An 18,520-nucleotide genomic window follows, 5' to 3' on the forward strand; every position below is an offset into this window, starting at 1 on the left:
TGCAGGAAACGTCGCACCCGCATGCACCTGCCGTCAAATGGCCCGGATACCCGCCGACGGCCGGGAGCAGGCCGTCATGCCTGAAATTCGAAATTTTCGGGGCGCTGGCCTGGCGATTCCCAGGCGCGGCGGGGAGAGTGGGGGTCATGACGGTCGAGGACCAGCCCCAGCAGTTGCCCAAACTGGCCGTGATCGCCCGCGAGGCCGGCGTGTCCGTTGCAACCGTTTCCAAAGCTCTCAACGGCCGCTCCGACGTCTCCGCCCACACCCGCCGGCTGGTCGCCGAGGTGCTGGAGCGGCGCGGCTACCCCAGGCAGCGGGTCAGGCCCGCGCGGGGGAGCATGGTGGACGTCATGCTGCAGGCCCTCGACTCGCCGTACGCGCTGGCGATCCTGGGCGGGGTGGAGGACGCGGCCTGGCGGGCGGGCGTGGACCTGGTGGTCTCGGCCGTGTGCGACCGCACCAAGCACGGCCAGCCCCCGCCCGCGTGGCTGGACCGGATCGGCGCCCGCGACAGCGCCGGCGTCCTGCTCGTGCGCACGTCGCCGACCGCCGCGCAGCGGGCCTGGCTGGCCGACCGCGGGATCCCCGCGGTGATCGTCGACCCGCGCCGCAAGCCGCCGTCCAGCCTGCCCGCCGTCGCCTCGGCCAACCTGGACGGCGCGCGGGCGGCCACCGAGCACCTGATCGCCCTCGGTCACTCGCGGATCGCCGTCGTCACGGGCCGCCCCGGGGTCCCGTGCGCGGCCGAACGGCTGGCCGGCCACCGCCAGGCCATGGTCGCGGCCGGGCTCCGGGCCGATCCCCGGTGGGAGGCGTGCGGCTACTTCCAGCAGGGCGATGCCTTACGAGCCACCCGCCGCCTGCTCGCCTCCCTCCCCCATCTGCCGACCGCCGTCTTCGCCTGCTCGGACTCCATGGCCGTCGGGGTGTACCAGGCATTGGGCGAGCACGGGCTGCGCGTGCCCGACGACGTGAGCGTGATCGGCTTCGACGACTCCTTGGCCGCCGCGCACGTCACACCGGCCCTCACCACGGTCCGCCAGCCCTGGCCCGAGCTGGGCGCTGCGGCGCTGACGGCACTGCTCACCGACGGCGCCCCGGGCCGGATCGAGCTGCCGACCGAGCTGGTCACACGATCGAGCACCGCTCCACCCCGGCCGTCGTGACCACTTTGTTCAAGTTCACCTACTCGCACATGAACCTTGGTGGTCGAACCACTGCCAGAGGCCTTCGCTTCGTGGGTGGATCGGATGGCGGCGGCCAGGGACCGGCGCGGTTACAGTTGATGCGTGACTGCCCTGCACGACGCTACCGAGTTGAGCGTCACCGAGGCGGCCCAGCGAGGGGTTGCCCGCCTGGTGGCCGAGGCGGAGCAGGGGATCGATCTGGTGCTCACCCGCCGGCACCAGCCGGTGGCGGCCGTGGTGAGCATCCGCCGGCTCAACGAGTTGGAGGCGGCGACGGCCGATCTGCGGGATCTGGCGGTGGTGCTCGCTCGGTCGGTCACTGACACGGGGGAGCGGGTCTCGCTCGATGAGGTGCTGGGCGCTTTCGGGCACACTCGCGAATCGCTGGCCGCCATCCCGGACGACGAGTAAACGTGTCCGACGTCGTCTTCACGGCGCCGGTGGTCGACGACCTTCGACGCATCGGCCCAGACGCGGTGCCCAAGATACTCAAGAAGAACCTGCTGCCGCGCCACTACCAGAGCTTCGGGACTGGAGACCCTGCGTTGTGGGCCGGGTCGTCATCGAATCACTGGTCTACCGCAGGTGAATGCGAATTCTGGAGCCTGCACTCGGCTTGAAGGTTCCTGGCCAGTTCCTCCAAAGTCGCTCCGCAGCGGACGTTGGCGAGCCCGCTATCACTACGTACCAAGTGGGTGCGGATCGCGACCCAGCCGCCGGCCATGTCTGTGATCTGCCACCCGGGGAACCTGCTGAGCAGGTGCTGCAGGGTCGCGTTCATGGTTGCACCCCTGCGACCAACGGCGAGTGCGGATGCGCCCCGCGCAGCTCCGCGTAACGCATAGCGATACGCCGTGCGGCTCTGCCTGGATCCGGGAGCGGGTGCCTGGCATAGACGGCACGCTTTCGGCCCGGCTCCCAGCCCGTACGCCACCAGAAGGCGTCGTGGCGGCACCAGACGAGGAGGCCGACCCAGACGGAGACGAGGGCGATGCCGTAACCGTCTTGCACGTCGCTGGAGATGTTCAGGTGGATTAACGCCCGCTGCAACTGCTGCGCCGCGTCCAGCGACGTGACGACCTGTGGGCCGCGCAGCGCTTGCTGTGGATACATCCACCTACCTCCCGTGACTTCGGTGCCAGTACGACCAAGTGAAGCCAGGTGGGCGGGACCTTTGAACTTCGCCGCAGCCCGGTGTCGGGACGTGTTGAGCCACCGAGAAACGTCCCGAGACGGCCTTGCAACGTCCCGGACGTTAACGTCCACTGGAATGCGTGAACGAGCGCCTACGCACAGCGATGCTCCGCCACGGTGTGGCCCTGGAAGACCTGGCCGAGACGTGTGGCGTCGGGCCCAAGACGGTCGAGCGCTGGATCAACACAGGCCGGGTCCCGCACCGGCGGCACAGGTGGGCAGCGGCGAAGCTGCTGACCGCTGACGAGACGTACCTGTGGCCTGACGTGCTGGAGAGCAGTCAAGCGCGCCGAGGCCGGGCGAACAGGTCGGAACTCGTGGAGGTCTTTCCCGACCGGGCCAGCGTGCCTCGTGAGCTGTGGCTACGGTTCCTGACCGACGCTCAGGAGCGGGTGGACGTCCTGGTCTTCTCCGGGACGTTCTACGCCCAGACGCAGCCGAAGATCGCTCGATCACTGGCCGAGGCTGCGCAACGCGGTGTCGCGATCAGGCTGTGCTTCGGAGATCCCACCGCCCAGTCTGTCGAGACCCGCGATCGCGAAGAAGGGTTGGGCGGGACGTTGGCCGCCAAGATCCGCTCTTCCCTGACCTACTACCGGGCGCTGCCCGAGTTGGATGGCTGCGAGGTCCGTCTGCACTCCACCACGCCGTACGCCTCGCTGTTCCGCTATGACGATGACGTCCTGGTCAATCCACACGTATACGGAGAACCGGCCTCGGCCAACCCGACCTTCCACTTCCGCCGCCTCGATGGCGGGACGATGGCCGAGCACTACATGTCGTCGTTCGAGCGCGTCTGGGCCGGAGCCGTTCCGTGGTCCGGCGCGGAGATCTGAGAGGCACCTCATGGGACGAGTCGAGTACTGGAACGACCCGAGCGCACCCAAGGCGAACAGTCTCGTACCGGCCTGTGGGACGGTCACCGTGGACGACGCGGGGCGCATCCTCATGCAGTGCCGTCGCGACACGGGCCAGTGGGCGTTGCCGATGGGCAAGATGGAGATCGGTGAGACGCCCTCGCAGTGCGCCGTACGGGAAACCGAAGAGGAGACCGGAGTCTTGGTCGAGCCGGTGGGCATCCTTGGGATCTACTCCGACCCTGGTCACATCGTCGCCTACACGGACGGCGAGATCCGCCAGGAGTACGAGGTCATGTTGATCGCCCGCCCGGTCGGCGGTCAGCCGGAGGCCAACGACGAGGCGAGCGATGTGCGGTGGGTTGAGCCAGGTGAACTGCACTTGCTGGACATTCACCCCACGCAGTGGCGGCAGCTCAACGACTACCTGGAGCAGAGGCATCCCCACGTTGATTGAACCCAGGCCATCCGTAGCCGCCATGCGCCGTAGAACGCTCTAGTGACCAGCCCCGGCAACCGCTTGCCAAGCTCGGCGCCGTTCTTCTCTGGCAATAGGTCGCCCCATACTCCCCGGCCCACAAATTCTCCGAAGGCGAGCCGGTCCGGGGTGGGCAGCAGACGGCCCACCATCCAACCGGTCAACGGGCGGGGACGATGGCGCCGGAGGCGCGGGGGGGTGCGCCGGAGGCGCCTGAATAGGGGCGTCTGAGCCCCTGCGCGAAGCGCCCCCGGCGAAGCCCTTTGTCCGGGGCGGGTGTCAGCGGGCCCACCACCCAGATGGGCAACGGGTGGGTGGCCCCTGGCCCACCTACTACTTGCCGTCGTGGTTGCGGTGGCGCTGCGGGCGGGGGGCCAGCACGTCGAAGGAGGCCGTGGCGGTCTGGTTGCCGACCTTGACGGTCACGGTCTTGCTGCCGGGCTTGGCCTTCGACGGCACGGTCAGGGTCTTGGTGGCCTCGCCGTCGGAGAGCGTCACGCGGTAGCTCTTGCCCTCGGGGCTGGTCACGACGGCCGTGCCGGAGCGCAGGCCCTTGGCGGCGATCGTCACGTCGTACGAGTCGCCGGCGCGCACCCGGTCAGGGTCGACGGAGACCTTCAGCGCGAACCTGCGAGCGTCGTCGCGGCCCTTGACCAGCTGGTCCTGGGGCACGGTGGGCGTGACGGGGTTCGAGTGCGTCGGCTGCGGGGCCTTGGCGGTGGCCGCCGGCTGCGGCCTGGCGTCGGCGAACGCGGCGCCCGACAGGGGCAGCGTCAGCAGGGCGGCGCTGGCGAGGGTCACGGCGAAAGGCTTGGAGAAGCGCACTGGATACGAATCCAATCCGGGACGGACCTGGCCGAACATCTGAATTCAGCCCCGAAGGTCTTCCCTCGCCAATCACCCTGCCGAGCCAACCTGAGAAACGCCTGTGCCCACCTTATGTATTGGATAAGCGCAGGTAGCGGCCTCGACCTGGGGTCAGTGATCTGCAACACATAATTTCTCTTATGCGATTCTCAGATTCTTCCCGGGTTCGTTCTCAGATTCGGCGGCCGCCCTGGGGAATCGGCGTGGCGACGCGATCTCCAATGAGATCACGGCACGATCACGGCAAGCTGTGTGCCAGCTAAATCCGGGCATAGGGGGACATAAAGGCTGGGCTGAGAGGGATACCTTCCTGCCTCACAGACGCACCGAACGCTCATGGCGTTCCCGCGACGAGCAAGGAGTACCCCCTTGAAGATCAAGCACGCCCTCGCCCCCGTCGGCGGCGGGCTGGCCGCCACGGCGCTGCTCGGCGCCTCGCTGGCGGGCGGCGCGCAGGCCGCCCCGCACGTGAAGCCGACCGAGAGCGTCAGCATCACCACCGCCAAGGGCATCGCCGCCTACTGGCTGGAGAACAACGGCGCCGCGCTGAAGGCCGCCACCTACATCGAGGAGGACACCACCGACGTCGACAAGCTCACCTCCACGGGCACCCCGTCCACCGACACCAAGGCGGGCTCGGTCGCCCCGACCGGCACCACCACGACCACCACCAAGTCGAAGAACGTCAACCTGCCGAAGACCGTCGGCAAGGTCTTCTTCGTCGACTCGGCGGGCAAGAAGCGCTGGTGCTCGGCCTCCTCCATCCAGGGCAAGTACGCCAACGTGGTCGCCACGGCCGGCCACTGCGTGTACGACACGGCCAATGACGAGCAGCTCATGGACAACTGGGTCTTCGTGCCCGGCTACTACCAGGGCAAGGCCCCGTGGGGGGTCTACGTCGGCAAGCAGGCGTTCGTGCACTACGACTACAGCGTGTACGAGGACTACGACCGCGACTACGCGTTCGTCTCGGTCTACAACGGCGTGACCGTCAAGGACTCGACCGTCACCAGGTCCGAGTACGAGGCCGACCGGGCCAAGCCGGGCACCGACACCACGAAGGCCGACCACGGCTACTACGACCGGTCGTCGAACACGTACCACGTGATCGACGCCACGGACGCGGGCCGGCTGGGCGACAACGTCGGCGGCCAGGGCATCTCCTGGAACCAGCCGCTGAAGAAGGCGCACTACGTGTTCGGCTACCCGCAGGCCGCGCAGCCCGACGGCAACAAGCCGTTCACCGGCGTCACGCCCAAGTGGTGCTACGGCACGACCACGGCCAAGACCGTGGGCTCGGCCGCCAAGAAGATCGAGGAGCACGTCGGGCTGAAGTGCTCCATGACCGCCGGCGCCGACGGCGGGCCGTGGCTGCTGAAGTACAGCAGCGCCAAGCGGCTCGGCTACCTCAACGGCGTGACCAGCGCGTTCTACGACCAGGACGAGAACGACCGGGTCGACTACATCAGCTCGCCGTACTTCGACGCCGAGACCTACAGCGTCTACGCCTCCGCGGCCAATGTCTGGTCCGGGAAGCTCTTCTGACCGAATAAGGGGGTGACGGCTTCGCGTAGGAAGGGCCCGGCACGCCGCCGGGCCCTTCCGCGCATCGCCCGGGAGCAGCTCACAGGCGATTCACAAGCAGGCATCATCAAACCTTCATAGAGGGAGGTCATCGTCACGAATATGCACACGACCAGCCCGAACTCCCGGTCCGAGCCCGTGCGCCGATCGGACGGCAGCTCGATCAACATCCTCGTCGTGGACGACGAGCCTCCGCTGACCGAGCTCCTTTCCATGGTCATGCGCCAGGAGTCCTGGGACGTCCGCAGTGCGCACAACGGCAGCGAGGCCATCCGCGCGGCGCGCGGGTTCCGTCCGGACGCGATCGTCCTGGACGTCATGCTGCCCGACATGGACGGGATCCAGCTCCTTCCCCGGCTGCGCGCGGTGCTGCCGGGCGTGCCGATCCTGTTCCTGACCGCGCTGGACTCGCTCCAGGACCGGCTCGTCGGACTGCGGGCCGGCGCCGACGACTACGTCACGAAGCCGTTCAGTCTGGAGGAGGTCGTCATCAGGCTGCGGGGCCTGCTGCGCCGCTCGGGCGCGGCCCAGGCGCGGGCCGACGCCGGGCTCGTGGTCGGGGACCTCACGCTGGACCAGGAGACCCACCAGGTACGGCGGGACGGCAAGGAGATCAGGCTCACGCCGACGGAGTTCGAGCTGCTGCGCTTCCTCATGCACAACCCGGGCCGGGTGCTCAGCAAGTCGCAGATCCTCGACCGGGTGTGGGCCTACGACTTCGGCGGCCAGAGCAACGTCGTCGAGCTGTACATCTCCTACCTCCGGCGCAAGATCGACGCGCAGCGGCAGCCGATGATCCACACCGTACGCGGAGTGGGCTACACGCTCAGACCCGCCGGATGACGATGTCGCTGGAGACCAGGCTGGTGGTCTCCTCGATCGCGCTGCTGGTCACCGTCTGCGCCGTCATCGCCACCGCGACGACGCTGCTGTTCCACGACTTCCTCACCGACCGGCTCGACAGCCAGGTCACCTCGGCCGCCCGCCGCTCGACCAGCGCGGCGGCGCAACGGGAGGACCCGCCGCCGCAGGCCCGGGAGGTGTCGTTCCTGCTGTCGCCCGGTCAGGCCGAGGGCACGTTCGGCGCGCGGATCCGCCAGGGGGTGGTGCGGCGGGCCGCCGTGCTGACCGGCATCGCCACCGTGCGGGAGCTGCCCGCGCCGCCGTCGCTCGCCGCCGTCACCGGCGAGCCCGTGACGGTCGACCTGGGTCCGCTGGGCGCCTACCGGATGGCCGCCGCCCGCACGCCCGACGGCGACGTGCTGGTCACCGGGCTGCCCATGACCGCCGTGGACTCCATGCTGACCAGGCTCGTCGTGGTGGAGGCCGCCGTCACGCTGGCAGGCGTCGCGCTGACGGCCGTCGCCGGCACCCTGCTCGTACGCCGTGCCGTACGCCCGCTCGGACGGCTCGCGGCCACCGCCGCCAGGGTGTCGGAGCTGCCGCTGGCCACCGGGGACGTCGTGCGCCTGGCCCGCGTGCCCGAGGTGGACACCGACCCGCACACCGAGGTCGGGCAGGTGGGCGGCGCGCTCAACCGCATGCTCGGGCACGTCGAGACCGCCCTCGGTGTGCGGCACGAGAGCGAGACGAGGCTGCGGCGGTTCATCGCCGACGCCAGCCACGAACTGCGCACGCCGCTGGCCTCCATCGTCGGCTACGCGGAGCTGACCAGGCGCAGCGGCGAGTGGCACGGGCCGCAGACGGAGCACGCGCTCGGCCGCATCCGCTCGGAGGCGGGCCGGATGACCACGCTGGTGGAGGACCTGCTGCTGCTGGCCAGGCTGGACGCGGGCCGCCCGCTGGAACGGGTGGAGCTGGACCTGTCGCCGATCGTGGTCAACGCGGTCGGCGACGCCTACGCGGCCGCACCCCGCCACCGCTGGCTGATCAGCCTGCCCGACCAGCCCGCCCTGGTCCTGGGAGACGCCGACCGCCTGCACCAGGTGGTGACCAACCTCCTCGCGAACGCCCGTACCCACACCCCGCCCGGCACCACGGTCACCGCGACGGTCCGGCTCGGGGAGCGGGTGCGCGTCGAGGTCGCGGACGACGGGCCGGGCATTCCCGGGCACGTGCTCCCCCACGTGTTCGGCAGGTTCGGGCGGGGCGACGGGTCGCGCTCCCGGCTGGCCGGCGGCAGCGGGCTGGGACTGGCCATCGTGTCGGCGGTCACGGCGGCCCACGACGGGCGGGTCGAGGTACGCAGCGAGCCGGGGAACACGGTGTTCACGCTCAGCCTGCCGCCGGGCCGGACCCGGAAGTAGTTTTTTGCGGCGAGTTATCGCGACCCTTTGGAGGGCTTTCCGTGATGAGCCATCCCCCGGTGCTACGTTTCAGTGGATCATGTCGCGAGAAATGGCGGGCAGCGCATTGAGGGCATTCGTACGGATTGTTGCGGGCCTCGCGTTCGGGTGCGGTGTGCTGCTGGCCCCGACCGCCGCGTCGGCCGAGCCGCCGCCCGACGGGAGCTCCCTGCTCACCGAGCTGGTCGGCGCGGATCTGGGTACGGTGCTCAGAGCGCTTCCCGGCGTTTTCTGCGGAAATCGGCTGATCGCCTACAACTCGCCGTCGCCCAATTCTCCGACCAAGTGTGTTAACGGCGCGGAGAACAGCGGGAACTCCACCAACAGCGGGAACTATCACAATGAGGGAAATCCCATCAACAGCGGCAACTTCGATAATGCGAACGGCGCCGTGAACAGCAGCAACACCATCAACGGCGGCAACAATGCCAACGGCTCCCAGACCATTTCCCGGTGACCGGCGATGACGACCTTCAGACGGCGAACCGGGGTGGTGGCGACGCAACTCGCGCTGATGTTGTCGCTGGCACCCGCCTTTCCCGCTCTCGGGCACGGCATCCCCAAGGACAGCGGCAACTCCTGGAAGAGCGGCAACTACCGGAGCGTGGGCCGGCAGCTGAACAGCGGCAACTTCGAGAATGCGAACGGCTCCGTGAACACCGGCAACACCATCAACGGCAGCAGCAACAACGCCAACGGGCCCCAATGCATCCTCATACGCAGAGCCGTCCTCAAGGGCGGCTGCTGACGGAAGGGCCGTGACCGAGCGCCCGCCTCATAACGCCGTCGGGATGCTCGCCGCGCCAGGCCACGTGCTGGTCGGGGCGGACCAGCGTCAGGGGCATGCCCGGCAGGTCCACGGCCCGCAGCGGCACCCCCAGCTCCCGCGCCTCCTCGGCCAGCGCCACGGCCCCGGGCAGGCGCTGGTCCCCGACCACGCTGAAGCCCCGGCCCAGCCGGTCGTACAGGGACACGCCGGGAGCCAGCCACCGGTGCGGCAGCCGCTCCCCGGTGCCCTCGGCGACGACGGGCGAGCCCTCGTACGTGTAGCCGAGCACCAGGTCCAGGCTGTGGAACTCGCTGTCCTTCGTCCTGCGCACCGCCTCCGCCACGGCGGGCCGCACCTTCTCGAACTCGGCCTCCTCCCCCATCAGCGCCGGGTCGGCCAGCTCGGGGGCGAGGGTGGCCATGTTCGCGGCGGCGGCCTCGATGGTGTCGGCGGCGACCGGGCGGCGCTCGGTCTCGTAGGTGGCCAGTAACGTGGCGGGCGCCCATCCGTGCAGTACGGCGGCCAGCTTCCAGCCGAGGTTGACCGCGTCCCCGATCCCGGTGTTGAACCCGTGCCCCCCGTACGGCGGATTCTGGTGCGCCGCGTCGCCCGCCAGGAACACGCGCTCGCTCCCGTACCGGTCGGCCAGCAGCATCCGCGCGGTCCACGGGTCGGTGGCCAGGATCTCCGCCTCGATGTCGGCACCCGCCAGATTGCGGACCAGCCGCATCGGATCAACGCCCGTGGCGGGGACGCCCTGGGCGATGCACCACCAGGTGTCCTCCAGGTCGAGGCGGCCGACGATGCCGGGCTGGGCCGGGTTCAGCACCCAGTAGTGCACGGCGGGGCCGTGCGGCATCCGCTCGGCCAGCCCGGGGGCGCGGAAGACGATGTTGAAGTTGGGCCTGGCGTCCTGGCGGCCCTCGTAGCGGGCGCCGATGGCCGCCCTGGTCACGCTGCGCGGGCCGTCGCAGCCGACCACGTACCGGGCGCGTACCGCACGCTCCTCGCCCGTGGCGGACGCGATGCGCACCGACACCCCGTCGGCGTCCTCCCGCAGCCCGGCCACCTGCCATCCGGTCAGCAGCGCGTCGCCGACGGCCTCCCGCAGCACCTCCTCCACCAGCGGCTGCGGCACCTGCTGGCCCGGCTCGGCCGCCAGCTCGGAGCCGACCAGGTCCAGCCCGAAGCACCCGCCGATCCTGGTGACCTCCCGTCCGAGCAGGCTGCTGACGAACACGGCCTGGTCCGACCACCCGACGGCCAGCGGGGCGCGCTCCCGCACCCGCTCCGCCAGGCTCCATCTCCGGAGCAGCTCCATCGAACGCGCCGACGTCGTCTTCGCGCGGGGCCGCAGCCACGACACCTCCTCGCGCGGCTCGACCACCAGGCACCTCACGCCCTGGTACGCCAGCTCCACGGCGACCGCCAGCCCCACGGGCCCGCCTCCGGCGACCAACACCGGCACATCCACAGGAACCGCCCTCCCCGTCGTAAGGATCATGCTGTCCCTTCCCCCACACCCCCGCAACCCCGGCGCGGGCGCACTGGAGACCGGCTTGGGGGGTTGTTACGGTTTACGCCTCAACCGACGATCATCAAGGGGTTTGCATGACCGAGTCCTCGACGATGCCGCTGCACATGCGGCGGGTGGGGTTCGACCCGGCTCCCGAGCTGGCGGCGCTCAGGGAGGAGGAGGGGATCAGGCGCGTCACGACCCCGTTCGGCCTGGACGTCTGGCTCGTCACCAGGTACGCGGAGGTCCGCGAGGTCCTCGGCGACGCCGAACGATTCAGGATCGCCCAGCAGACGGTGGCACGCCTCCCCGGAGCGCCAGAGATGACCCCCGAGCAGTTAGCCAAGATCCAGGCGGGCAACCTCCTCGGCGTGGACCCGCCCGAGCACACGCGGCTGCGCAAGATGCTGACCCCCGAGTTCACGAACCGGCGGATGCAGCGGCTGGAGCCCCGGATCAGGCGCATCGTGGACGACCACCTGGACGCCATGGAGGCCGCCGGTTCGCCGGCCGACCTGGTCACGTCGTTCTCGCTGCCGATCCCGTCGCTGGTCATCTGCGAGCTGCTCGGCGTCCCGTACGAGGACCGGGACGGCTTCCAGCGCCGCACCAGCAGGATGCTCGACCTGTCGGTGCCCGGCGAGGAGCGGCTGGGGCTGCAGTTCGAGGCGCGCACGTACATGGAGGCCCTGGTCCAGCGCATCCAGCAGGACCCGGGCGAGGAACTGCTCGGCATGCTGGTACGCGAGCACGGCGACGACCTGACCACGGACGAGCTCGTCGGCATCGGCAGCCTGCTGCTGTTCGCGGGCCACGAGACCACCTCCAACATGCTGGCCCTGGGCACCCTGGCCCTGCTGCGCCACCCCGAGCAGCTCGAACTCCTCAGGAAGGAGCCCGAGCGCATCGACGCCACGGTGGAGGAGCTGCTGCGCTGGCTGAGCATCGTCAACTCGGGCACGACCAAGGTCGCGACGGCGGAGGTCGAGCTGAGCGGCCGTACCATCCAGCCCGGTGATCTGGTCCTCTGCGCCCTGCCCGCCGCGAACCGCGACCCCGCCCTCATGCCCGACGCGGGCACGTTCGACATCTCCCGCGGCGCTCCCGGACACGTCGCCTTCGGCCACGGCATCCACCACTGCCTGGGCGCCCCGCTGGCGCGCATGGAGCTGCGGATCGCCTTCCCGGCGCTGCTCCAGCGCTTCCCGGGCCTGCGCGAGGCGGGCGCCGCGGACTTCCGCTCCTCCCACATCGTGTACGGCATGAGCTCCCTGGAGGTGGCCTGGTAGACCTGCGGAAAACCGCAGGTCGATCCGGGCACGCGCATCATTCCGCCGCCATGGCCCGCGTACCTAGCGTTCCTGGCCATGACGGGAAAGTTGTTCGACGTCCCCCGCCGGGCGCTGGCGGGGCTGTGCGCCCTGCTCGCGCTGGCCGGTGTGATCATGCTGACCGCCATGGCGGACAGCACCATGCAGCCCCTGCCCGCCTCGGCGCCGGACGGGGAGTTCAGCGCGGAGCGGGCGCTGCGCCACCTGGAGAGGTTCGCCACCGAGCCGCGCCCGATCGGCAGCCGGGCCGGTGAGCGGGCCAGGGACTACCTCACCGGGCAGCTGCGCGCGGCGGGGCTCGACGTGCGGGTGCAGCGGGCCATCGGCGCGAACACGTCGGCCGGGCTGGCGTCGTTCGGGCAGGTGGACAACATCGTGGCCACGGCGAAGGGCAGCGACCCGACCGGGACGGTGGTGATCGCCGCGCACTACGACTCCGCGGCCATGGGCCCGGGCGCCTCCGACGACGCCGCCGCGGTCGCGGCCATGCTGGAGACGGTACGGGCGCTCAAGGGCACCGCGCTCCGCAACGACCTCGTGCTGCTGATGTCGGACGGCGAGGAGGACGGCGTGCTGGGCGCCGAGGCGTTCGTCAGGGAGCACCCGCTGGGCCGCAAGGGAGGGGTGCTGCTCAACTGGGAGGCCCGGGGCGTGAGCGGGCCGTCGCTGATGTTCCAGACGTCCAGGAACAACGCCGGGCTGGTCGGGACGTTCGCCGGCGCCGTGCCGCACCCGCGCGGCGACTCCACGCTGGGCGAGCTGTACCGGCTGCTCCCGAACAACACCGACTTCACCCCGATGGCCGAGAGCGGCTTCACCGGCATGAACTTCGCCTACATCGAGGGCTCCTCCCGCTACCACACCGCCGACGACTCCCTCGCCCACCTCGACCGGGGCAGCCTGCAGCACCACGGCTCGAACATGCTGGCGCTGACCCGCGCGCTCGGCGGCGCCGACCTCGAAACGCTGGACGCGGACCATGACCTCACCTATTTCCGGATCTTCGGGACCATGGTCACGTACCCGAACGCGCTCGTCTGGCCCCTGGCCGGGCTCGCGGCGGCGGCGGTCGCGGGGCTGGCGGCGCTGGCCCGGAGAAGGCGGCTGCTCAGCCTGCCCCGGCTCGCCGTCGCCGCCGCGTCGGGGGTCGTGCCGCTGCTGCTCGCGGCGGCCCTGGCGCAGGGGTTGTGGGAGGTGCTGGTGGCCTGGCGGCCCGCGTACGACGGGATGGGCGGGCTGCTGCACCGGCCGCAGGCGTTCCAGGCGGCCGTCGTGATCCTGGCCGCGCTGGCGCTGCTCTGCTGGTACCTGCCGCTGCGCCGCCGCCTCGGCCCCGCCGCGTTGGCTGTCGGCGCGCTGGCCTGGCCGGCCGCGCTCGGCCTGCTGTGCGCCCAGGTCGCGCCGGGCATGTCGTACGTGCTGACGCTGCCCGCGCTGTTCTGCGCGCTCGGCGGGACGGCCGCGATCCTGCTGCGCGGCGCGGCCCGCCAGGTGGCGGTGCTCCAGGTGACGGCGGTGACCCTGGGCGCGGTCGTGGCGGCGGCGCTGCTGCCCGCCCTGGCCAGGACCGCGTTCGACGGGATGGGCCTCGCGCTCGGCGGGGTGCCCGCGCTGGTGCTGGCGGTCTTCGGGCTGACGGTGCTGCCGATCGCCGAGCTGTGCCTGCCGGAGCGCAGGCAGTCCCTGGTCCCGCTCGCCGCCGCCGGGCTCGCGGTGCTGCTGGTGCCGATCGGCCTGGCCCGGGACGGCTTCGACCCGGCCAACCCCTTGCGCACGCACCTCGCGTACGTGATGGACGCCGACACCAGGACCGCCAGCTGGGTCAGCGCCGACGCGGAGCCGCCCGCCTGGACCAGGAGGTACGTGTCCGGCCACGACACCACACCACTGCCACCCGGCTACGCCCGCGGCACCTCGCTCTGGACGGGACGGGCACCGGCGGCGGCCGGCGCCGCCGAGCCCCGGGTGACCGTGCTCGGCCGCGACGGCGACACGGTCCGGCTCCGCGTGACCGCCGGCAGGGCGGCGCGCTCGGTCACGCTGCGGGTCGAGCGCCCGATCGCCGCGGCGACGGCCGCCGCCGACGGCCTGACACCGATGAGCGTCGACGTCACCGGCGTCCGGGCCAACACGTGGCCAGGTGAGATCCGCTTCCGCGGCCTGCCCGACACGGGAGCGGAGATCTCGCTGCGGGTCCCGGGGACGGACCGGTTCCGGCTGACCGCCGTCGCGGAGACCGACGGGCTCCAGCGGGTTCCCGGATTCGTCCCGAGGCCGAAGGGCGTGGTGGCGGCGACCCGGGAGGACGGCGACCTCGTGGCGGTCACCCGTACGTACGAGATCAGCGCGAGGCGATCGGAAGGTTGAATTTCCTTAAGAGGAAGCGGGGCCGGAGCCGGACGGGGAACGTCGTTACGACGTCGTGGTCGGCAGAAACGCCCCCTCCGAACGGTGGCGGATAATCGATTACGGAAACGGATAGGAAGACGCCCGGCCTCAGCGGGTGATGGTGCCCGCCCGGACCAGCCAGTCGACCGCCTCGGAGACGGCCTCGAGCGGCGCGTAACGGGGCCGGTGCCCCAGCAGCCGTTCGGCCTTCTCCATGCTGCAGTGGGGGCTGTAGGAGATGTGGTCGAGCGTGATCTGCGCGTCCCGCTCCGAGACCGTCTCGCGCCACCGCTCCCACGGCAGGAACGTCAGCCGCGCCTCCTGCCCGAACCAGCCCGCCACCGCCTCGGCGTAACCGCGCAGCGTCAGGGCGCTGGTGGCAACGGAGTGGAAGCTCTCGCCCACGGAGGCCGACGGGTTGACCATGGCGTCCACGAACAGCCGCGCCACGTCGTCGGCGTGCACGTGCTGGACGGTCTCCAATCCGAAGTTCGGCAGCGCCAGCTCGCCGCCGTCGGCCAGCGTCTGGAACACGGCCGGATCGACGTTGCCCGCAGGGTTGACCGGCACCCAGCCGGGACCGGTGATGTGGCCCGGGTGGATGATCGTGGCGGGGAAGCCGTCGCGGTGCGCGCGTTCGAGGAGGTGGGCCTCGATGGCGGCCTTCTGCTTGCCGTACTCGCCGAGTGGTCGCTTGGGCATGTCCTCGGTCGTCGGCACCCGGCTGCTCGGCCCGTGCGTCCAGATCGTCCCGCAGTGCAGGAACTGCCGGACCTTCCCGGTCAGCGCCGCCGCCAGGTCGCGGGCGCTGGTCTCCGTGAAGCAGATGAGGTCGATGACGACGTCGGCCTCCAGCTCCACGATCCGCCGCCCGAACGTGCCGTCGGCGTCCTCCGCGTCGCGGTCGGCGGTGATCTGGGTGACCCGCTGCCAGGCCCCGTGCGGGCTGTAGGGCTCCCGCTTGCCCCGGCTCACGGCCACGACGTCGTGTCCGCCTTCGACCAGCCGGGGGATGAGGTACGTGCCGATATGACCGCTGGCGCCAATCACCGCTACTCGCATGCGCACAGCGTAGACCCGCTGCTTCGCCGGTCAACCATCCCGATACGCTGCTGAACGTCCCATTTCGGAGGTTGGTCAGTGTCGGGGGTTGTCGCGGCGTTCGCCGCCCTGGTGTCCGTTGCCGTGATCGGCTACCTGATCGGGATGGGGGGCCTGCTGCGGGCCAGCGACGAGCTGGTGCTGTCGCGCCTGGCCTTCTTCGTGGCCACCCCGGCGCTGATGTTCGCCACCGTGTCCCGGGCGGACCTCCACATCCTCTTCTCGCCGGTGCTGCTGACCGAGGTGGTGGCGGTGGCGTGCGTCCAGCTCGTCTACGTGCTGGTGGCGCGCCTGGCCTGGGGCCGCGACCGCCGCGAGGCCACGATCGGCGCGCTGGCCTCGTCGTACGTGAACGCCGGCAACCTCGGCGTGCCCATCGCGATCTACGTGCTGGGCGACGGCGCGCTGGTCGCCCCGATCCTGCTCTTCCAGCTGATCGTCCTCACCCCGGTCTCCTTCCTCATCCTCGACAAGGGGGCCCGCTCGGTGCGCGCGGCCCTGCTCCTCCCCTTCCGCAACCCCCTCACGGTCGCCTCCCTCCTCGGGCTCGTGCTGGCGATCACCGGGATCTCCCTGCCCGTCCTGGTCATGCGCCCGGTCGAGCTGCTCGGCGGCGCGGCCGTGCCCGTCGCCCTCCTCGCGTACGGCCTCAGCCTGTACGGCTCCCAGCGCACCCCCGCGGCCCCCGAGGCGAACGGCGTCGGCAAGGACATCTTCCTCGCGGTCACGCTCAAGGCCTTCGTCCAACCGGCCGTCGCCTACCTGACCGCGCGCCTGGTCCTCGGCCTCGACGGCAGCGCGCTCCTGGCCGCCACCCTCTTCGCCGCCCTGCCGACGGCGCAGAACATCTACGTGTACGCGGTGAACTACGACACCGCCCGGCGCCTGGCCCGCAGCGCGGTGCTGCTGACCACGGGCCTGTCCATCCCCATCATGACCGCGATCGGCGCGGTCCTCGGGTGACTACCATGAAGACGTGTTTCGCTCCTTGTGGAACGAGCCCCGTCCCCCCGATCCTCCGTTACGCGTCTGGCGGGACTGGGCGCTCGTAGGGGTGCTCGTGCCGCTCGCGGTGCTCGAAGGGGTCGTCCGCCCCGACCTGCCGTGGCGGGCCGTCTCCGTGACCGTCACGGTCGGGCTGGTGTTCACGCTGCTCTGGCGGCGCACCAGGCCGCTGCTGATGCTCGCGATCCCTTTCGTCACCACGATGCTGGCCCCGCTGGCGACGGGCGGTCACCGTGCCGAGACGTACACGATGGCGTTCCTGCTGATCATCGTGTACGCGCTCTACCGGTGGGGGTCGGGGCACGAGATCGTGCTCGGCTTCGGGATCATGCTGCTGTCCGTCGGCGTCTCGGCGTCCTTCTACGACCTCGCCCCGGCAGACGCGGTCGGCGCGTTCGCCGTCATCTTCTCGGCCGTCACGCTGGGGGTGGCGTTCCGGTTCCGGGCGAGGGCCCGGATGCGCGAGCTCGACCAGGTCAAGCTGCTCGAACGCGAGCAACTGGCCCGCGACCTGCACGACATCGTCGCCCACCACGTCTCCGCCATGGCGATCCGGGCGCAGGCGGGCCTGGCCACGGCGCCCTCGAAGCCGGAGGCCGCCATCGACGCGCTCCGCGTGATCGAGGCGGAGGCGTCGCGTACCCTTGCCGAGATGCGCGCCATGGTCCGCGTCCTGCGCCGCAACGAGCCGGCGGACCTGGCGCCCGGACGGCGGATCACCGATCTCGAAGAGCTCGCCGGGCGCGTCCGCCTCGGCCCGTCCGTGGAGGTGGAGATGCTGGGCGACCTCGACGACCTGCCTCCGGCGGTCGACGCCGCGATCTACCGCATCGCGCAGGAATCGGTCACCAACGCCCGGCGGCACGCCCGGCACGCCACCCGCATCCGGATCCGCGTCGCCGCCGACGACACGTCGGTGCGCCTGCGCGTCAGCGACGACGGCGAGACGAGCTCCGCGAACCCGATGCCCGGCTACGGGCTCATCGGGATGACCGAGCGCGCCGGCCTGCTCGGCGGCACCTGCGAGGCCGGCCCCGACCCCGGCCGCGGCTGGACCGTCACCGCCGTACTGCCCCGTACGGGAGCGGCGACGTGACCGCCATGCTCCGCCACGCCCGGGGCGGCGACGTGACCGCCGTGCTCCCCCGCACCGGAGCGGCGACGTGACCGCCCAGGACCGCGACATCCAGGTGATCGTCGCGGACGACCAGGAGATCGCCCGCACCGGGCTCAGGATGATCCTCGACGCGCAGCCCGGCATCGAGGTCGTCGGCGAGGCCGGCGACGGGCGGCGGGCCGTCGAGCTCGCGCAGCGGCTGCGTCCCGACGTGTGCCTGTTCGACATCCGGATGCCCCGCCTCGACGGCATCGAGGCCACCCGCCGCCTGGCCGGGCCGGGCGTCGCCGATCCGCTCGCCGTCGTCGTCATCACCACCTTCGACCTCGACGAGTACGTCTATGCCGCCCTCAGGGCCGGCGCCCGCGGCTTCCTGCTCAAGGACGCCGGCCCGGACCTGCTCGCCCAGGCCGTCCGCGCCGCGGCCGACGGCGACGCGCTCATCGCCCCCAACATCACGGCCCGGCTGCTGCAGACCTTCGCCTACTCCGGGCGCGCCACGCCGCCGGCGCAGCCCCGCGAGGCGCTGACCGGCCGGGAGGAGGAGATCCTGGCCACCGTGGCCCGCGGGCGGACCAACAACGAGATCGCCGACGAGCTGCACATCTCCCTCAGCACGGTCAAGAGCCACATCGCGAGCCTCATGCTCAAGCTCGGCGTCCGCAACCGCGTCGAGATCGCCATGTGGGCGTACGAGACCAAGCGCGTCAAGCTCTGATCGGGCCGATCGGCCAGGGAAGAGGTCGTACTTTCGGCCGTAGAGCGGGCGTGGCGGGTCTGGCGACACTGGTCGCGAGTCCCCCACAAGGAGAAAGCC

Annotated in this window: 19 protein-coding genes; 15 read left to right on the forward strand and 4 right to left on the reverse strand. The window is 70.9% G+C overall.

All coding sequences use genetic code 11. From position 1 onward, the window contains the following. Positions 1 to 146 precede the first annotated feature (146 nt). From ACWDX9_RS00140 to ACWDX9_RS00150, 3 genes are all read left to right on the forward strand, one after another. A complete protein-coding gene (locus ACWDX9_RS00140; protein ID WP_449947102.1) occupies positions 147 to 1,169 on the forward strand; it encodes a LacI family DNA-binding transcriptional regulator in 1,023 nt (340 codons plus the stop codon). 123 nt (positions 1,170 to 1,292) lie between these two features. Then, positions 1,293 to 1,601 carry a hypothetical protein gene (locus tag ACWDX9_RS00145; RefSeq protein ID WP_449947104.1) on the forward strand — a complete coding sequence of 103 codons (309 nt, stop codon included), beginning with the start codon at positions 1,293 to 1,295 and terminating at the stop codon, positions 1,599 to 1,601. Positions 1,602 to 1,603: 2 nt separating this feature from the next. Next, on the forward strand, positions 1,604 to 1,810 hold the full coding sequence (locus ACWDX9_RS00150) for a hypothetical protein (protein ID WP_449947107.1): 207 nt from the start codon (positions 1,604 to 1,606) through the stop codon (positions 1,808 to 1,810). 157 nt (positions 1,811 to 1,967) lie between these two features. Here ACWDX9_RS00150 and ACWDX9_RS00155 read toward each other — a convergent pair whose 3' ends face one another. Beyond that, a complete protein-coding gene (locus ACWDX9_RS00155; protein ID WP_449947109.1) occupies positions 1,968 to 2,303 on the reverse strand; it encodes a hypothetical protein in 336 nt (111 codons plus the stop codon). Between the two features lie 161 nt (positions 2,304 to 2,464). Between ACWDX9_RS00155 and ACWDX9_RS00160 the strand changes: the two genes are divergently transcribed. Continuing rightward, positions 2,465 to 3,220 carry an XRE family transcriptional regulator gene (locus tag ACWDX9_RS00160; RefSeq protein ID WP_449947112.1) on the forward strand — a complete coding sequence of 252 codons (756 nt, stop codon included), beginning with the start codon at positions 2,465 to 2,467 and terminating at the stop codon, positions 3,218 to 3,220. Between the two features lie 10 nt (positions 3,221 to 3,230). Next, the gene (locus tag ACWDX9_RS00165) at positions 3,231 to 3,698 is read left to right on the forward strand and encodes an NUDIX hydrolase (protein ID WP_449947115.1); all 468 of its coding nucleotides are present in this window, start codon (positions 3,231 to 3,233) and stop codon (positions 3,696 to 3,698) included. Positions 3,699 to 4,052: 354 nt separating this feature from the next. On the opposite strand, the gene ACWDX9_RS00170 is transcribed toward ACWDX9_RS00165, so the two are convergent. Further along, on the reverse strand, positions 4,053 to 4,520 hold the full coding sequence (locus ACWDX9_RS00170; RefSeq protein WP_449947118.1) for a hypothetical protein: 468 nt from the start codon (positions 4,518 to 4,520) through the stop codon (positions 4,053 to 4,055). Positions 4,521 to 4,955: 435 nt separating this feature from the next. Between ACWDX9_RS00170 and ACWDX9_RS00175 the strand changes: the two genes are divergently transcribed. From ACWDX9_RS00175 to ACWDX9_RS00195, 5 genes are all read left to right on the forward strand, one after another. Next, positions 4,956 to 6,131, forward strand: a complete 1,176-nt coding sequence (locus ACWDX9_RS00175) for a trypsin-like serine peptidase (RefSeq protein WP_449947120.1) — start codon at positions 4,956 to 4,958, stop codon at positions 6,129 to 6,131. Between the two features lie 141 nt (positions 6,132 to 6,272). Continuing rightward, entirely contained in the window at positions 6,273 to 7,013 is a 741-nt protein-coding gene (locus tag ACWDX9_RS00180; RefSeq protein WP_350723497.1) for a response regulator transcription factor, read from the forward strand. After that, positions 7,010 to 8,437: a sensor histidine kinase gene (locus tag ACWDX9_RS00185; protein WP_449947121.1), complete on the forward strand. Its 1,428-nt coding sequence runs from the start codon at positions 7,010 to 7,012 to the stop codon at positions 8,435 to 8,437. Before ACWDX9_RS00180 ends, ACWDX9_RS00185 begins: the two co-directional genes overlap by 4 nt. A gap of 79 nt (positions 8,438 to 8,516) precedes the next feature. After that, positions 8,517 to 8,933 (forward strand): hypothetical protein, encoded by a 417-nt coding sequence (locus ACWDX9_RS00190; RefSeq protein WP_449947124.1) that lies wholly within the window; start codon positions 8,517 to 8,519, stop codon positions 8,931 to 8,933. Positions 8,934 to 8,939: 6 nt separating this feature from the next. Next, positions 8,940 to 9,224 (forward strand): hypothetical protein, encoded by a 285-nt coding sequence (locus tag ACWDX9_RS00195; protein WP_449947126.1) that lies wholly within the window; start codon positions 8,940 to 8,942, stop codon positions 9,222 to 9,224. Here ACWDX9_RS00195 and ACWDX9_RS00200 read toward each other — a convergent pair. Further along, positions 9,208 to 10,749 (reverse strand): FAD-dependent monooxygenase, encoded by a 1,542-nt coding sequence (locus ACWDX9_RS00200; RefSeq protein WP_449947129.1) that lies wholly within the window; start codon positions 10,747 to 10,749, stop codon positions 9,208 to 9,210. The genes ACWDX9_RS00195 and ACWDX9_RS00200 overlap by 17 nt on opposite strands. A gap of 107 nt (positions 10,750 to 10,856) precedes the next feature. On the opposite strand from ACWDX9_RS00200, the gene ACWDX9_RS00205 reads away from it, so the two are divergent. Both ACWDX9_RS00205 and ACWDX9_RS00210 read left to right on the forward strand, forming a co-directional pair. Continuing rightward, positions 10,857 to 12,050 carry a cytochrome P450 gene (locus ACWDX9_RS00205; RefSeq protein WP_449947131.1) on the forward strand — a complete coding sequence of 398 codons (1,194 nt, stop codon included), beginning with the start codon at positions 10,857 to 10,859 and terminating at the stop codon, positions 12,048 to 12,050. Positions 12,051 to 12,128: 78 nt separating this feature from the next. After that, positions 12,129 to 14,459: a M28 family peptidase gene (locus ACWDX9_RS00210; RefSeq protein WP_449947132.1), complete on the forward strand. Its 2,331-nt coding sequence runs from the start codon at positions 12,129 to 12,131 to the stop codon at positions 14,457 to 14,459. A gap of 129 nt (positions 14,460 to 14,588) precedes the next feature. On the opposite strand, the gene ACWDX9_RS00215 is transcribed toward ACWDX9_RS00210, so the two are convergent. Further along, complete coding sequence (locus ACWDX9_RS00215) at positions 14,589 to 15,542, reverse strand: NAD-dependent epimerase/dehydratase family protein (protein ID WP_449947134.1); 954 nt, start codon at positions 15,540 to 15,542, stop codon at positions 14,589 to 14,591. A gap of 78 nt (positions 15,543 to 15,620) precedes the next feature. On the opposite strand from ACWDX9_RS00215, the gene ACWDX9_RS00220 reads away from it, so the two are divergent. The 3 genes from ACWDX9_RS00220 (at position 15,621) to ACWDX9_RS00230 (ending at position 18,421) form a co-directional block, all read left to right on the forward strand. Beyond that, on the forward strand, positions 15,621 to 16,544 hold the full coding sequence (locus tag ACWDX9_RS00220; protein ID WP_350723511.1) for an AEC family transporter: 924 nt from the start codon (positions 15,621 to 15,623) through the stop codon (positions 16,542 to 16,544). 13 nt (positions 16,545 to 16,557) lie between these two features. After that, on the forward strand, positions 16,558 to 17,682 hold the full coding sequence (locus ACWDX9_RS00225) for a sensor histidine kinase (RefSeq protein WP_449947138.1): 1,125 nt from the start codon (positions 16,558 to 16,560) through the stop codon (positions 17,680 to 17,682). Between the two features lie 67 nt (positions 17,683 to 17,749). Beyond that, positions 17,750 to 18,421 carry a response regulator transcription factor gene (locus ACWDX9_RS00230; RefSeq protein ID WP_364245146.1) on the forward strand — a complete coding sequence of 224 codons (672 nt, stop codon included), beginning with the start codon at positions 17,750 to 17,752 and terminating at the stop codon, positions 18,419 to 18,421. The last annotated feature ends 99 nt before the right edge of the window (positions 18,422 to 18,520 follow it).

The sequence above is a fragment of the Nonomuraea sp. NPDC003201 genome, assembly GCF_053590415.1.